This window comes from Paraburkholderia diazotrophica (genome assembly GCF_038900755.1).
In the GTDB taxonomy this organism is placed as follows: domain Bacteria; phylum Pseudomonadota; class Gammaproteobacteria; order Burkholderiales; family Burkholderiaceae; genus Paraburkholderia; species Paraburkholderia diazotrophica_A.
Genome location: NZ_JBBPEN010000001.1, coordinates 412,714 through 428,520 on the forward strand (window position 1 = coordinate 412,714; position 15,807 = coordinate 428,520).

Sequence of the window (15,807 nt, forward strand, 5' to 3'; positions counted from 1 at the left end):
GACCCCTGGCGGAACAGGCCGCTTCCGCCGCGGGGGTACGGGCCAGTATACCGGCTTTGAAAGGCCGCACCGCGTTCGCTTACGCGACCTTGCGCCGGCCGCGTCGGTATACTTGTGCCCTCAGCCAATAACACCAATCTGACTAGGTCCCGCTCGCGTACATGCTGAAGTCCTCAATCGTTCGCCTCGTTGTCTGGTCGGTGCGCCGTCCGCTGCAGGTCATCGGGCTGTCGCTCGTACTCGCCGTGCTGAGCGCCATCTATGTCGTTCATCACTTCAAGATCAATACCGACACCAGCCGTCTCGTCGAGAACGATGCGCAATGGTCCGCGCTGGAAAAGCAGATCGACAAGGCCTTCCCCGATCGCGGACAAACGCTGCTCGTCGTCGTCGAGGCCGGCGCGCCCGAATACGCGAACGCCGCCGCCAACACGCTCGCCACGGAACTGCAAAAGGAAACGAAGGAATTCGTCTCGGTATCGCAGCCGGGGAGCGGGCCGTTCTTCGAAAAGAACGGCTTGCTGTTTCCTTCCGTCAGCGAAGTGCAATCGACGACCGGGCAACTGGTCAAAGCGCGTCCGCTCATCAATTCGCTCGCGCATGATCCAAGCCTGACGGGTCTCGCGGGCACGCTGACCACGAGCCTGCTGTTGCCGCTGCAAATCGGCCAGGTGAAGCTCGCCGACATGAGCAACCTGCTGTCGCGCAGCGCGACCGTGATCGATCACGTGCTCGCCAACCAGCCCGCCGTGTTCTCGTGGCGCGCGCTCGTCGACAAGGACGCGGTCAAGGTGCCCGCGCGCGCGTTCATCGTTGTGCAACCCGTCGTCAACTTCGCGGCGCTGCAAGCGGGCGCGCATGCGTCCGAAGAGATTCGCAAGACGGCGGCATCGCTCGATCTCGATGCGCAGTACGGCGCGCGCATCCGCCTGACGGGCGAGCAGCCGCTTGCCGATGAAGAGTTCGCGTCGGTGCAGGACGGCGCGGAGATCAACGGCATCGCGACGTTCTTCGTCGTGCTTGGCATTCTGTGGCTCGCGCTGCGCTCGGGGCGCCTGATCTTCGCCGTGTTCGTCACGCTCTTCGTGGGCCTCGCGATCACGGCCGCGCTCGGGCTGATGATGGTCGATGCGCTGAACATGATTTCCGTCGCGTTCATGGTGTTGTTCGTCGGGCTCGGCGTCGATTTCGGCGTGCAGTTCGGCGTGAAGTATCGCGAGGAGCGCAATCGCGACGACCGGCTCGCGGCCGCGCTCATTCACACTGCTTACAGCATCGGCGTGCCGTTGACGCTCGCCGCCGTCGCCGTTGCCGAGAGCTTCTTTTCGTTTCTGCCGACGGCCTATCGCGGCGTGTCGGAGCTGGGCAAGATCGCGGGTGTCGGCATGTTCGTCGCGTACGTGACCAACATGACGCTGCTGCCCGCGCTCATCAAGGTGCTCAATCCGCCGGGCGAGCCGGTGTCGCCGGGCTTCAAGTTCCTCGCGCCCGTCGACGACTTTCTCGACCGCAACCGTACGCCCGTCTTGATCGCGACGGCAGTGGCGATCATCGGCGCATCGCCGCTGCTGCTGCATCTGCGGTTCGACTTCAATCCGCTGCATCTGAAGGACCCGAACACGGAGTCGATGGCGACGCTGATCTCGCTCAACGATGCGCCCGAAGCCGCCGTCAACAACGTGCGGGCGCTCGCGCCTTCGCTCGCGGCCGCCGACGCGATCGCCTCCCGGCTCTCGAAGCTCCCGCAAGTCGGCCGCACGACGACGCTCTCCACCTACATTCCGCCCGATCAGCCGCAAAAGCTCGCGCTGATTTCGGCGGCCGCGCAGCAGCTGTTGCCCGCGCTCACGCAGACGCCCGCGCCGCCCGCCACGGATGCCGTGCGCGTCGCCGCGTTGAAGCGCTGCGCGAACCAGCTCGCGCTCGCGTCCGAGGATCACCCCGGCCCCGGCGCCACCGAAGCGAAGCATCTGTCGGATACGCTGACCAAGCTCGCGAACGCCGATGTCTCGACGCGCGACCGCGCCGAGCGCGCGATGTCCGAACCGCTGAAAATCTCGCTGAACCAGTTGACGACTCTGCTGCAGCCGTCGGAAATCACGCGCGAAAACGTGCCGAAGGACATCGCGGACAGCTGGGTGTCGAAAACGGGCCAGGCGCTCGTCGAGATTTCGCCGAAGGTGCCGCCCGGCACCGATCCCGGCGACGACGTGATGCTGCGCAACTTCGCGAAGGCCGTGAAGACGGCGGAGCCCGGCGCAATCGGCGGGCCAATCTCGATCCTGCATTCGGCGAACGTCATCATCACGGCGTTCCTGCAGGCGGCCGCGTGGGCCATTTTGTCGATCACGGTGCTGCTGTGGCTCACGCTGCGCCGGTTCGGCGATGTGCTGCGCACGCTCGTGCCGCTGCTGGTGTCGGCTATCGTCACGCTGGAGTTGTGCGTCGCGTTCGACATGCCGCTGAACTTCGCGAATATCATCGCGTTGCCGCTGATGCTCGGCGTCGGCGTCGCGTTCAAGATCTACTTTGTGATGGCATGGCGCCGGGGACAGACGGGCCTGCTGCAATCGAGTCTCACGCATGCCGTGCTGTTCAGCGCGGCGACCACGGCGACGGCATTCGGCAGTCTGTGGCTGTCGCACCATCCGGGTACATCGAGCATGGGACGGCTGCTGGCGCTGTCCCTTGTCTGCACGCTGACGGGCGCTGTGGTATTTCAGCCGGTATTGATGGGCAAACCGCGCGCTCGCCGCGCATCGAAGAAACAACAAGGATAGCCGCATGAAGATGCGAACAGCCGCGCTGGCACTGGCCGCCGCGAGTCTTGCGACGGGGTGTGCAACGGGACCGGACCGGAAGCCCGGGGACCCACTCGAACCGATGAACCGCGCGATTTTCACGTTCAACGATGCACTCGATCGCACGGTCGCCGTGCCGATCGCGAAGGGCTATCAGAAGGTCACGCCGCAGCCGTTGCGCCAGGCGATCAGCAACTTTTTCTCGAACCTCGGCGATCTGGACAACTTCGCCAACAGCCTGCTGCAATTGCATATCAAGGACGCAACCGAAAGCCTGATGCGCTTTGCGATGAACTCGACGTTCGGCATCGGCGGCCTGATCGATTTCGCGACGCCAGCCGGCCTGCCGAAGCACAAGCAGGACTTCGGCCTGACGCTCGGACGCTGGGGCGTGCCGTCGGGCCCATATCTGGTGCTGCCGCTCTTCGGGCCGAGTTCGTTCCGCGACGGCCTCGGCTATTTCGTCGATTTCCGCGCGAATCCGATGACGTATCTCGACGCGGAGTACAAGTATCCGCTGTACTTCCTGCAGTTCGTCAGCGTGCGTTCGGATTTGCTCGGCGCGACGACGCTGCTGGAACAGGCCGCGCTCGACAAGTACTCGTTCGTCCGCGACGCGTACACGCAGCAGCGCCGCTCGCTATTGCGCAGCGCCGGCGCGCCCGCTTCGAACCTGCCGAACTATAGCGAGCCGGAGGATTCGGGTGCGGAAGCGCCTTCGGGGGCATCGGGCGTGGCGCCGTCGACGATTCCGGGCGCGGCACCCACCGGCTTGCCGAACTACGAAGACCCAGGTGATGCCGCGCCGCCGGAAGGCGCATCGGGCGCAGGCGGGGCAAAGCGGACGCCGCCCGCCGATGACAATGACAACGGCCTGCCGAATTACGAAGATCCGGGCGACACGTCCGCGCCGCCGCCCGCCTCGACGACGGCGCCTATCAGTGGCACGCCCGCGCCTTCGATGTCGAACCCGTCGGGGGAAGCGCCGGGACAAGGCGCGGCTCCGGCAGCAAAGCAGCCGGACGCGTCGCCTTCACCTTCACCCTCGTCCGACAAGTCCCCTTCGCAATAAGCCGCATACGTTTTGCCTCTGTAGATGCGAAAAATCCCCGGCTGGTCAGGAGACCCGCCGAGGATTTTTTCGTGTGGCCGACTCAGCCAGCCGAACGATAACGGCGATAACCGCCGCGCCGCGCGTCAGTGCGCTGCGTCCGCTTCCTGATCGACGGTGTCGACCGCATCGACGTCTTCCGAAGCCGCAAGCATCGCAGGTTGCTGCTGCATCGCGCGCAGCTTTTCGCTGTAGCGCTCGAACGCCTCGTCGGCATAGCGGATCTTCGTGCGGCCGTGCGGCGCCGGATTGCCGTTTTCGTCGAGATTCACGAACACCATCTTTTCGACGGTCAGAATGCTCTTGCGCGTGATCTTGTTGCGCACTTCGCAACGCAGCGTGATGGACGTCGTGCCGAAATGGGTCGCCTTCATGCCGAGCTCGATGATGTCGCCCTGCCGCGCCGAGCTGACGAAGTTGATCTCCGACATGAACTTCGTCACGACGCGCTGGTTGTCGAGCTGGCAGATTGCGTAAATGGCGGCTTCTTCGTCGATCCAGCGCAGCAGGCTGCCGCCGAACAGTGTGCCGTTGGGATTCAGGTCTTCGGGCTTGACCCACTTGCGTGTGTGGAAATTCATTCGGTCCCTCTTCGGAATAGCGTAGCCGCGCTCATGGACGCGACCTAGGGCTAACACCTAGCACTATATCAGAGATTAGGGTTTTCCCTATACTATCAAGACCGACACACCGTTTCGGTCTTGCGCCGCACGGCTTGCGGGGTGCGGGGGTGCGGGGGTGCGGGGGTGCGGGGGTGCGGGGGTGCGGGGGTGCGGGCTTGCGGGCTTGCGGGCTTGCGGGCTTGCGGGCTTGCGGGCTTGCGGGCTTGCGGGCTTGCGGGCTTGCGGGCTTGCAGGCTTGCAGTTGGATCCGTCAGGGAAAGAGAAGCGCGCCCGCGCGTTCCAAAGCGTTCCGCGCGGCGACGAGCGTGCTACGGGCAGCGCGAGCATCGGCGGCAACCTGCAGCAGGCCGCCGAGTTGCGACGGCTGGCGCGCCAGTTCGCGCAGGATCGGGCCGATGGCCGTCGTGCCGTCGTCGCGCAAACCCGCCGTCGCAGCGGACGGCAGCGTGCGCCACGCCGGATCGACGACGGCGCGGCAGACCGCGAACGGCAAGCCGTTCGCCTCGGCGATAGCGCCCGCGAGGTGAGATTCCATGTCGACGGCGAGCGCGCCCGTCGACGCGTGCAGCGCCGCCTTGTCCGCCGCGCCGACGAGCGGCGCGCCAACACCGGCCATCGGCCCGCGCCACAGCTTTCTATTCACCGGCGTCGCGCCGAGCGCAGCGACGATGCGCGCGGACCAGTGCAGATCGGTATTGACCTGTCCGAGCGGGCTATGCACGCTGCTCGCGACAATCAGCGCGCCGGGTGGCAGACCGGGCGCCAGCCCGCCCGCCGTGCCGAAGCTGACGATGCCCGCGCAGCCGCGCGCGACGGCTTCGTTGAGCGCGCGTTCGAGCAGATCGGCGCGCGCCGCGAAAACAGCCTCGACGCCCTTGCCGCGCGCGATGCGCGCCTCGAACGCCATCCCCGTGACGGCGATGACGGGCAAGCTCGCGTTCATGCGATCAGGCCGAGCCGCCATCACATGCCGACGGTGACGCGCTTCTCGCCCGCGCGCGTCAGGTTGCGGTAGCGCGCGAGCGCCCACAGCGGGAAGAACTTGCGATAGCCGTGGTAGCGCAGATAGAACACGCGCGGGAAGCCGGTCGCGGAGAAGCGCTCTTCGTCCCACAGCCCGTGGTCGCGTTGCTCGCTCTTCAGGTATTCGATGCCGCGCGCGACAGCGGGATGATCGACGTAGCCGGCCGCCATCAGGCCGAGCAGCGCCCACGACGTCTGCGACGGAATGCTCGGCGCCTTTTCGTAGCCGCGATAGTCGAGCTTGTAGCTGGTGCCGTCTTCGCCCCAGCCGCCGTCCGGGTTCTGGATCGACACGAGCCATTGCGCGGCGCGCCTGATGCGCGCGTCTTCCAGCGAAATGCCCGCCGCGTTGAGCGCGCACAGCGCCGTCCACGTGCCGTAGATGTAGTTCATGCCCCAGCGGCCGTACCAGCTGCCGTCGTCTTCCTGCTCCTTCAGCAGATAGTCGTACGCGCGGCGCGCCGGTTCGCTGGTCACGGGCATTTCGCCGAGTTGCGCGAGCATCGACAGGCAGCGGCCCGACACGTCCGCCGTCGGCGGATCGAGCAATGCGCCGTGATCGGAAAACGGAATGTTGTTCAGGTAGTACTGCGTGTTTTCCGGCTCGAACGCGCCCCAGCCGCCGTCGCTGCTCTGCATGCCGACCACCCACTCGCGGGCGCGCGCAATCGCGTTGCCGTCGACATCCGATCTCGTCAGCGCCGCCGCGCGATGCATCGCCATCGCGACCACGGCCGTATCGTCGACGTCGGGGTAATGGGCGTTGTTGTACTGGAATGCCCAGCCGCCGGGACGCGTATCCGGACGGCGCGAAATCCAGTCGCCGCGCACGTCGAGAATCTGCAGCGGGCGCAGCCATTCGAGGCCGCGCAGCACGGCCGCCTCGGCGCGCTCGTCGCCCGTTTCGAGCAGCGCATGCGCCGCGAGCGACGTATCCCACACAGGCGACAGGCACGGCTGGCAATACGCTTCGTCTTCGTGAACGACGAGCAGCTTGTCGATCGACTTGCGGGCAATCGCGCGATTCGGGTGATCGGCGGGATAGCCGAGCACGTCGTACATCATCACCGAGTTCGCCATCGCGGGGAAAATCGCGCCGAGGCCGTCTTCGCCGTTCAGGCGTTCGTCGACAAACGCGACGGCCGCCTTGATCGCGCGCTCTCGCGACGCCTTCGGGAACAGGCCGTCCGTTACGCGCAGCACGCCGTCGATGGCGCGGAAAAAGCCGAACCAGCCCTTGCTCTGGTGGCCCGAGCGCGGCAGCAGGCCCGTCGTGACGGGCGCGCCGCGAAACAGTTCGTCGATGCGCACGCCGCGCGGATTGCGCGCGACGGGGCGCTTCGCGTTCAGCACGAGCAGCGGCACGATCACGGTGCGCGCCCAGTACGACACCTTCGACAGATGGAACGGGAACCACTTGGGCAGCAGCATGATTTCGACGGGCATCATCGGCACCGCGTACCACGTCACCACGCCGAAGAGCGCCAGCAGAATGCGCGTGAACACGTTCGACGCCTCGGCGCCGCCGTTCGCGAGAATCGCCTCGCGCGCGCGGACCATGTGCTCGGCGTCTTCCGGATCGCCGATCATCTTCAGCGCGAAATACGCCTTCACGCTCGCGCTGACGTCGAGCGCGCCATCGGTGAAGAGCGGCCAGCCGCCGTCGGGCAGCTGGATGCGGCGCAGATAGCGCGCGATCTTCTGTTCGAGTTCGACGTCGGGCGTCTCGCCGAGGTAATGGACGAGCAGCACGTATTCGGCGGGAATCGTCGCGTCGGCTTCGAGTTCGTAGACCCAGTGGCCGTCGTCCTTTTGCGCGGCGAGGATTGCGTCGGTCGCGCGCGTGACAGCGGCGTCGAGCGCATCGACGGGCGCTGCGCCCGTGGCCAGCGCGGCCGCGACGGGGGCGTGATCGTCGATCAGCGTTTGAGGCAGTGCATCGCCCAGCGTCTGGGTCATGGATAGGTCGTTCATCGGCGTTCCATCAGTTCATTCAACAGCGTATCCGCGGCCTTCCGGCCCGAGCGGATCGCTCCTTCGATGCCCGCCGGCAGGCCGGTTGCCGTCCAGTCGCCTGCAAGCATCAGATTGTTCCAGCGAGTGCGCGTAGCGGGTCGGCGCATCTCGTCTTCGGGCCGCGCGGCGATCGTCGCGCGCGGCTCGGCCGTCAACTGCCACTTCAGCGGCAGATCGTCCGACAGACCCGTCGCTCGCGCGACGTCCTTCCACAGCGTGCGGGCAAGCTCGTCGCGCGGCGTATCGACGAGACTTGCGGCGTCATACGCCGTCACCGACAGACGCCCGTCGGATGCGATCAGCCAGTCCGCGGTTGCGTTGACGAGGCCCGTCAGCGGCGGATGACCGAGCGGCGGCTCGACGGCGTAATGCGCGGTCACGACGGCGGAGAACCGGTCCGGCGCCTGCACGCCCGGCAACAGCGCTTGCGCGACGTCCGGCGTGACGGCGAGCACGACGGCCTCGTTCGCGCCGATTTCGATGCGCTCGCTGCCGAAGCGCAGCGCGCTCACGCGGCTCTCCGATGCGTGCGCAAACTCCAGCGCGTCGAGCCGCATGGCGAGCCGGATCGCCGCGCCGCCGTGCTGCAACAGGCGCAGCGCCGGTTCGACGAAGGCCGAGCCCAGCCCGTTGCGCGCGATCAGCGGCCGGCTTGCGGCCCCGCCCGCCGCGAGCGTGTCGCGCAGCGCGGCGCCCGCCAGTTCGGCCGTCGCATGGCGCGGCTCGATGTTCGTCATCGCGAGCAGCAGCGGCCGCAGCATGCGGTCCCACAGCACGCCGTTGCTGCGCATCGTCTGCGCAACGGTGCGGCCGGGCTTCGCAAACAGCAGTGGCACGATGGACAGATAGTCCGACCACACGGTCTCCGGCACGCGCGCGCCGGCCTCGAAAATCCACGCCGGAAAACGTCCCGGCGACATCCGGACGGTCCAGCGCCGGTTCGTCGCGAGATCGACGAATGGGTATTCGGGCTGGATCGGCCCGACGAGTTCGTCGGCGGAGCCGATTGCGCGCAAGTAGTTCAGTGTCGCCTGCTGGCCCGACAGCATCAGGTGATTGCCGCTGTCGACGGTGCCCGCGAGCACGCGATCGTAGTACGAACGGCAGCGGCCGCCCGCCTGTTCGGCCGCTTCGTACAGGATCACCTGCGCGCCGCGACGCTGCAGCTGCACGCCAGCCGCCAAACCGGCCAGCCCCGCGCCGATCACGTGGACCAGCTTGCGCATCAAAAGAAAGCGTAGCGCGCGACGATGGCCAGCATCCGCAGCTTCGGCTTGCTGATCTTCGTGCGCGGAATGTCGAAGCCGCGATCCAGCGTGCGATCGAGCAGCACGCGATAGACGCCCGACATGATGCGCGGCGCGCGAACCTGCGCGCGCGGCTGCTCATCCATGATTGCGTCGGCAGCGGCGAAATGCTGCTTCGCGCGCTCGGCAAGCGTCGCGCAGACGCGCGGCAGCGACGGATCGTCGGCCACCGTGAGCGGATTCGACGTCGCGATGCCTTCCCGCGCGAGCAGCTCATATGGCAGATAGCAGCGGTTGATCGCGGCGTCTTCGTCGATATCGCGCAGGATGTTCGTCAGTTGCAGCGCGCGTCCCAGGTGATGCGACAGCTCGATGCCGGGCTGCTCTTCCATCCCGAAAATTCTCACGGACAGCCGGCCCGCCGCGCTCGCGACGCGATCGCAGTACAGGTCGAGCGTCGCTTCGTCGGGCGCGCAAATGTCGGCGGCCGCGTCCATCGCCATGCCGTCGATCATCGCGTGGAAGTCTTCGCGCTGCAGATGGAACGTGTGGATGTGCCGGGTCAGCTCGCGCAGCGACGCGTGCGGCGAGCCCGCGTAGCACGCGTCGATGTCCGCCCGCCAGCGCTCCAGGCCCGCCGCGCGTTCGGCGCGCGGCAGGTCGCTGTCGGCAATGTCGTCGACGGCGCGGCAGAAGGCGTAGACCTGGTACATCGCGTCGCGCTGCGCCGGCGGCAGGATGCGCATCGCGAGATAAAACGAGCTGCCTGAACTTGCGGCGGCTGCGTCGGTTTGTGCGTCGTCCACGACGAGGTTGGAAACGGCCAAGACGATCTCCGCTGAGACACCCACGACGGGGCGATCAAGAAGTCATGCCTACCCGCAGGGCAAGCCGCCCGCGCGCGCGGACACGCGCGAAACTCCGGCCGCAAAGGCCAGAAAACGCCGAAAAGTATACCAACCTTTGACAGGCGCCGCAGAAACAGCGTGCAATCGCGCGAGTGCGGCACGCCGCAGGCTGCAAGGTTAATCGGTATGAGATGTCGACCTCATAATGCCAGCGGCATTTGACACAATATCAATAGAAAATCCCTGTGGCCATTTGTTTATGGCGTTGATTGACGGGCTATCGCAAATTAGGACTTGCCTGAGATATCGCGCTGAAAATTCAAATTACATTTACCGTCGCGATGAACGCCGAAGGACCGGTCGCAAGGCAAACCACTACCTGCCTGCAAAACGCGGACATCGAATAATCGACACGTTCCTGAAATGAATTTTTATATCGATTATCTCCGGCGCTAATTGGTTAATTATTTTGCGCACAGAGCCAATTAATTTATATAAACCGTCAATCCCGATTTTTCGAAGAAATATCATGAAAACCCATATGTTTTTTGTCGCACCTCTTCTCGCCGCTTTTGCGTTTTCGGCATTTGTCTTCGCTGCGCAAAACGACGAAGCCGTGATCCGCCAGATGGAGGAAACGTGGCTGCAGGCAAGCATGCATCGCGATAGCGACACGCTCAAAGCGCTGCTCGACGACTCATATCGCGAGATCACGCCGGCTGGCGCGGCGCGTACCAAAAGCGATGTGCTGAGCGCGCCGCCCTTGCCCGCCGGCTCGACGCAGACGCTGCAGAATGTGAAGGTTCATGTGGAAGGCGATCGGGCCGTCGCAGTCGGCGAGGATCGCTTCATGGCGCCGAACGGTCAGTCGGCCGTGTTCGCATTCAAGGACGACTTCCTGCGTCGCGACGGCCAGTGGCGCATCGTCGGCTCGTCGATGAGCCGCAAGTGAATCGGCGCAACGGGCGTCGAACACGCACGGCCCGTGCCGGTGGGCGCGCGGCGCCTTCGCCGCGGAAACCGCTCAGATGAACGCCACCGAACGGTTGCGCCCCTGGCGCTTCGCGCTATAGAGCGCGGCGTCCGCCTCGTTGATGAGCGCCTCGTAGGCCGGCACGCCTACCCGAGCCGCCGCGCCGCCGACGCTCGCAGTCACCGGCACGTTCATGCCTTGCACATCGACGGCCGATTCGCCGATCGTGTTCCGGATCTTCTCGGCGACCTGCATCGCATCTTCGAGCGGCGTGCATGGCAGCAGCAACGCGAACTCCTCGCCGCCGAATCGCCCGAACGTATCCTGCGCGCGCACGACGTGCGACACGCGCTGCGCCATTTCGCGCAGCACGGAATCGCCGACCATGTGGCCGAACTGGTCGTTGATCTTCTTGAAGTGGTCGAGATCGAACAGCAGGATCGACAGATTGCCGCCGTAGCGCTGCCAGCGCGTGTATTCGTCGCGCAGCCGCGCTTCGAAGAAACGGCGGTTCGCGATGCCCGTCAGACCGTCGCGGTCCGCGTATTCCTGCAGCTTCGCGACAGCCTCTTCGCGCTCGCGCTGCACGATGCTCACGTGCGTCACGTCGCACACCGTCACGCAGACGGCCTCCACTTCGCGCTCCCGCATGATCGGCATGAACGTGCAGTCCTGCTGCATGTAATCGACGCCGCCCGTGATCGGCCGGTCGTGATCGAACCTGAACAGATACGGGCGCTGCTCCCACGAACTGAACGCAAAGCTGCCGAGCTGGAAAACGCTCTCGACCTTGCGCGTGAGCCACACGCGCGGCAGTTCCGGAAAGCTCGCGAAAATCGACTTGCCGACGACCTGCCGCGCCGACAGCCCGCTGTGATCGTGCATGAAGCGGTTCCACATCAGCACGTTCATCTGACGGTCGAGCACGAAAATGCCAAAGCCGACCCGTTCGACGACGAGGTCGCTCAGCGTTGGAAGCGCGGCATTCATAGGCTGGAAAGCAACGCGTCCAGCGCGGTGCTCAGATGACGGATCGAGTCTTCCGCCAGCAGCATCACGAGGTGGGCGCGAAAACTCTGATCCTCCAGTGCGAAATTCACTTCGACGAGCAGCGCCGCTTCCCATGCGAGCACTTTGGGCTGAAAGACGTCGTCGAGCGACATCGCCGAACCGAGCAGACCCGGCGGCGAAAACACCGGCGTGCGCCCGAGCTGGTCGAGGATGCACGATACGCACGCGCCCGTCAGGATGTTCGCGACGTCGAATATGAGTTCTTCCTGCGACGTCGCCTCATACGCGGACTTCGCATAGGGGTCGCTCACGAGCGCGCAAAGCTGCTCGATGCTGCCCGTGCGGCAGATCACGAGCGCCTCGCCCTTGATGTCGGAGCGGAAGCCCTGCCGAACGGCGCTGACGGGCTCGTTGATGCCCGTCATGTCGCGCAGCGCCTGCGCCGCCTCGCGCACGGCGACCACGCGCACGCGCGGCACGGAAAGTTCGATGAACGCATCGAGCAGAAGCGCGAGGCGCGTCGCGGCCTGGCCCATCGCCAGATTGGCGATCTCCTGCAGCGCGTCGCGCTGGTCTTCGTTTAGGACTGGCTCAGACATACAACCCGTACTCCTTCAGGATGGGAAGCAGCGCCTCCGGGGTCACGGGCTTGGCGATGAAGGCTATCGCACCAAGCGCGCGCACGCGTTCCCTTGCCATCGGCTGGACATCGGCGGACACGACGATCACGAACGTATTGAGGTCCTCGTGCTGGAGAGCCTCAAGAACCTGATAGCCCGTCATGTCGGGCATCGTCAGATCGAGAAACATCACCGATGCGCGGCCCTTGCGATAATGCTCAAGCGCTTCGCGGCCGTTCGACGCATAGGTAATGTCGACTTTCCAATCCTCCGGCAATGCCTTGGTGAGCACCTTGCGGGCAAGCAGCGAATCATCGGCGATCACAATGGGCAAAGACATGGCGGTGGACAGAAAACGGAGTGGGCTCGTACGTGTTAACGGCGGCGTGGATTCAATCTTTAGTGGCCACTCGGGCAGTTGCGCAACGGAACCGCACGGACGAGGAGCAGGCGGCAAGGAGAAGCGCTCGGCACGAGCGATGCTCGACACCGATGGCGGCCCGACGGACGCGCCGTACGGCGCGTGCTGCATGGGCGGCACGCGGCCGATGCAGAGTGCACGCAATGGACAACGTCAATGACCGGCATTTTCGAAGCCTACCCCGTTGATCATGCTGCGGCGGCAAGACGGCGTTCATGGCTCCGTGGTGCCCCGCTGGTCTCCGCGAGGGTTTGGCGGGACTTGCACGGCATGCAATGCCCGGGCCCTCGCGCGGATTTCGCCCGATCATGGCGGGCTGAGTATTTATCGTTGCGCAATTTTCGAAGCAAATCGGCGAAAAGGCAACTCGCCAACATGCGTTCGTCGAATAAAATCCCCTCAAAGTGGCCATGGAATAGTATGAACATAACGATCAACCGGACTGGAGATCGTCTTTTTACTTTTGTGTACGTTTGCGCTTCCGGATTCGTCGCTGAATTGCAAACGCATCGGGCCGGCGCGTTCAAGCTTCTGTGGGGCGCGAACGTTGCCGGCATGGTTGCATTGCGCGCGAATAAATCGGCGCACCGAACTTATGATGAGAGTTCTTCCGCTTGCCACCCGCCGCCTGCGCGGCCTGCGCCATGACGAAACCTGACCGGCTCGATTCCGTCGACGTCAAAGCATCGGACGGAGGCATGCGCGCCGCACGGCCGGACGAGGCCCTGTTTCCCGCCGTGCCCGAGCAGAACTTCGCCGTGCGCCGCATGACGCTGATCGCGCTGCTGGTGGCGGCCGTCGTGCTGCCGTGCGTGTTCGTCGCCGCGATGGCGTTCAGCGACCTGCGCTCGCGCGAAGCCGACGCGACGGATGCGACGCTGCGCACCGTGCGCGTCGCCGAGGAGCATGCTCTGAAGGTGTTCGACATGAACGAGGCGCTCGATGCGCGCGTCGTCGATCTTGTCCAGGGTCTCGACGACGACGGCATCCGCCAGCGCGAAGCCTCGATCCACGAAAAGCTGCAAACGATGGGCGGCGGGTATCCGCAGATTGCGGCCATGTCGATCTTCAGCGGGGACGGCACACTGCTCGCAAGCAGCCGTTTCTATCCGGCGCCTTCCGTGTCGATCAGTCAGCGCGAAGATTTCGTCGGCATTCGCGACGGCCAGGTGCTCGAGCAGGTGTCGAAGGTGATGGTCGGACATGTCGCGGGGGAAACCGTGTTCAACACGGGCGTCGCGCGGCGCACGGACGACGGCTCCTTCGCGGGCATCGTGTCCGTCGCGTTGAGGCCCAGCTATTTCAACGCGTTCTATCGCGAACTGCTCGGCGGCAGCGATTCGCCGATGACGATGGCGCTGACGCGCGCCGACGCCTCGCTGCTCGCGCACTACCCCGTCACCCCGCTGTCGAAAGTCGAGGCGCCGATGCGCCACAACGCCTATACCGATGCGCTCGCCGAAGGCCGTCGCGCGGGCGTCGTGCGCATGCGTTCGACGCTCGACGGCGAGGGCTTGATCGTCGCGTTTCGACGCGTCGGCTCGTACCCCGTCTATGTGACGTGCGGCTATCGCACGTCGGCGATCTGGGCGGCGTGGTATCGCCATCTGATCGTGTTGATCCTGTCGGTGTTCGTGCCGTCGATCGTGCTGTGGTGCGTGATCTGGCTGTCGCTCAAGCGGCTCGCCGCCGAGGAAGAAGCGTGGGAGCGCTGGCAGGCCGAAGCGTCGATGCGGCGCTCGATCGAATCGGCGTACCGGCAGTCGCGCAAGATGGAAGCGCTCGGCAATCTCGTCGGCAGCGTCGCGCACGATTTCAACAATCTGCTGATGATCGTCTCGGCCAACGCACAGATCCTGCGACGGCGCGGCGCCGCCACGTTCGACCGTGAGTTGTGCGCGATCGAGCGCGCACTGAAAAGCGGCCAGTCGCTCACGCGGCAATTGCTCGGCGTCGCGCGCAAGCAGCCGTTGCGCAGCGAAACGCTCGACGTCGCGCGCTGGCTGCCGGGCTGCCACGATCTGCTGCGCGCGTCGCTCGGCGCGAAGGTGGCGCTGGTGATGGACGTCGGCGCCGGCGTGTGGCCGATGCACGTCGACGTCGCCGAACTCGAGCTGGCGCTCATCAACGTCGCCGTCAATGCGCGCGATGCAATGCCGAACGGCGGCCGCTTCACGGTGCGCACGAGCAACGTGAGTTTCCGTCGTGAAGACGGCTTTCCGATCACGGGCGATTTCGTGCAGTTGTCGCTGGAAGATACGGGCGTCGGCATGCCGCCCGATGTGCTGTCGCGCGCGTTCGAGCCGCTCTTCACGACCAAGCCGAAGGGCATGGGCACGGGCCTCGGCTTGCCTCAGGTATTCGCGTTCTGCGAGCGCTCGGGCGGCCTCGCGGCGATCGACAGCGCGATTGGCGCGGGCACGTCGGTGCGGCTCTATCTGCCGCGCGCGACGCAGACGCCGGAAGTCGAGCGCCCCGCCGAGCCCGTCGCCGAGCAGCGGGACGCGCCGCACGGACTGCGCATTCTGCTCGTCGAGGACAACGACGAAGTCGCCGCGGGCACGGAAGCGCTGCTGCAGCTGATGGGCCACGAGGTCACGTGCACATTCAACGCGGATGTCGCGGTCGAAGCGCTCGACGCCGCGCGCGCGGCGCAGAAGCGCACGGGCGAACCGATGCCGTTCGATCTCGTGATCTCCGACATCCACATGCCGGGCAAGCTGAACGGCATCGACCTCGCCGAACATATCCAGACCTTTGAGACCAGGCTCCCGGTGATTCTCGTCACGGGCTACGCGGAAGAACTGGAGCGCGCTCGCCACGTCGACGCACGCATGCTGTCGAAGCCCTTCGATATCGCGCTGCTCGACAAATTTCTGCAGACGCTGCAGCGGGATATCGCCCAATCGTCGTCGCATCCGGCCGGTTCGAACGCAGTGCCGGGGATTACCAGCTAGTTGTAAAAGCGCGCCACGCAACGTGGCGCGCGTCGATTGGCGACGGTTTCGACAATATCGCGGGGTCGGTGCCCTTCCTTCGTCGTTCTGGCTGACTGCTGAGCAGCGCAATCCGGCATGAACGTTGCGCGTTTCACGGCATCGACGAACGGGCGG

At 65.4% G+C, this 15,807-nt stretch carries 12 protein-coding genes; 4 read left to right on the forward strand and 8 right to left on the reverse strand.

What is annotated here, in order from left to right; all coding sequences use genetic code 11:
- The first annotated feature begins 161 nt into the window (after positions 1-161).
- Both AABE10_RS02015 and AABE10_RS02020 read left to right on the forward strand, forming a co-directional pair.
- Positions 162-2,780: an MMPL family transporter gene (locus AABE10_RS02015; RefSeq protein WP_342931620.1), complete on the forward strand. Its 2,619-nt coding sequence runs from the start codon at positions 162-164 to the stop codon at positions 2,778-2,780.
- Between the two features lie 4 nt (positions 2,781-2,784).
- Positions 2,785-3,873 (forward strand): MlaA family lipoprotein, encoded by a 1,089-nt coding sequence (locus AABE10_RS02020; protein ID WP_342931621.1) that lies wholly within the window; start codon positions 2,785-2,787, stop codon positions 3,871-3,873.
- A 125-nt stretch (positions 3,874-3,998) separates the two neighbouring features.
- Here AABE10_RS02020 and AABE10_RS02025 read toward each other — a convergent pair whose 3' ends face one another.
- From AABE10_RS02025 to hpnD, 5 genes are all read right to left on the reverse strand, one after another.
- Complete coding sequence (locus AABE10_RS02025) at positions 3,999-4,493, reverse strand: acyl-CoA thioesterase (protein ID WP_342931622.1); 495 nt, start codon at positions 4,491-4,493, stop codon at positions 3,999-4,001.
- A 292-nt stretch (positions 4,494-4,785) separates the two neighbouring features.
- Complete coding sequence (locus AABE10_RS02030) at positions 4,786-5,499, reverse strand: phosphorylase (protein WP_342931623.1); 714 nt, start codon at positions 5,497-5,499, stop codon at positions 4,786-4,788.
- On the reverse strand, positions 5,499-7,532 hold the full coding sequence (gene shc / locus AABE10_RS02035) for a squalene--hopene cyclase (protein WP_342931624.1): 2,034 nt from the start codon (positions 7,530-7,532) through the stop codon (positions 5,499-5,501). Before shc ends, AABE10_RS02030 begins: the two co-directional genes overlap by 1 nt.
- Positions 7,529-8,800 carry a hydroxysqualene dehydroxylase HpnE gene (gene hpnE, locus AABE10_RS02040; RefSeq protein ID WP_342931625.1) on the reverse strand — a complete coding sequence of 424 codons (1,272 nt, stop codon included), beginning with the start codon at positions 8,798-8,800 and terminating at the stop codon, positions 7,529-7,531. The genes shc and hpnE overlap by 4 nt, the downstream gene beginning before the upstream one ends.
- Positions 8,800-9,648, reverse strand: coding sequence for a presqualene diphosphate synthase HpnD (gene hpnD / locus AABE10_RS02045; RefSeq protein ID WP_342931626.1), 849 nt, complete (start codon positions 9,646-9,648; stop codon positions 8,800-8,802). Before hpnD ends, hpnE begins: the two co-directional genes overlap by 1 nt.
- Before the next feature lie 550 nt (positions 9,649-10,198).
- On the opposite strand from hpnD, the gene AABE10_RS02050 reads away from it, so the two are divergent.
- The gene (locus AABE10_RS02050; protein WP_342931627.1) at positions 10,199-10,621 is read left to right on the forward strand and encodes a nuclear transport factor 2 family protein; all 423 of its coding nucleotides are present in this window, start codon (positions 10,199-10,201) and stop codon (positions 10,619-10,621) included.
- Positions 10,622-10,693: 72 nt separating this feature from the next.
- Here AABE10_RS02050 and AABE10_RS02055 read toward each other — a convergent pair whose 3' ends face one another.
- From AABE10_RS02055 to AABE10_RS02065, 3 genes are read right to left on the reverse strand one after another with little or no spacing between them, the layout of a single operon-like run.
- On the reverse strand, positions 10,694-11,632 hold the full coding sequence (locus AABE10_RS02055; RefSeq protein ID WP_342931628.1) for a sensor domain-containing diguanylate cyclase: 939 nt from the start codon (positions 11,630-11,632) through the stop codon (positions 10,694-10,696).
- Positions 11,629-12,252 carry a chemotaxis protein CheC gene (locus AABE10_RS02060; RefSeq protein WP_342931629.1) on the reverse strand — a complete coding sequence of 208 codons (624 nt, stop codon included), beginning with the start codon at positions 12,250-12,252 and terminating at the stop codon, positions 11,629-11,631. Before AABE10_RS02060 ends, AABE10_RS02055 begins: the two co-directional genes overlap by 4 nt.
- Positions 12,245-12,613, reverse strand: a complete 369-nt coding sequence (locus AABE10_RS02065; protein WP_090863753.1) for a response regulator — start codon at positions 12,611-12,613, stop codon at positions 12,245-12,247. Before AABE10_RS02065 ends, AABE10_RS02060 begins: the two co-directional genes overlap by 8 nt.
- Before the next feature lie 779 nt (positions 12,614-13,392).
- On the opposite strand from AABE10_RS02065, the gene AABE10_RS02070 reads away from it, so the two are divergent.
- Positions 13,393-15,651, forward strand: a complete 2,259-nt coding sequence (locus AABE10_RS02070; RefSeq protein WP_428983262.1) for an ATP-binding protein — start codon at positions 13,393-13,395, stop codon at positions 15,649-15,651.
- Positions 15,652-15,807: the final 156 nt, after the last annotated feature.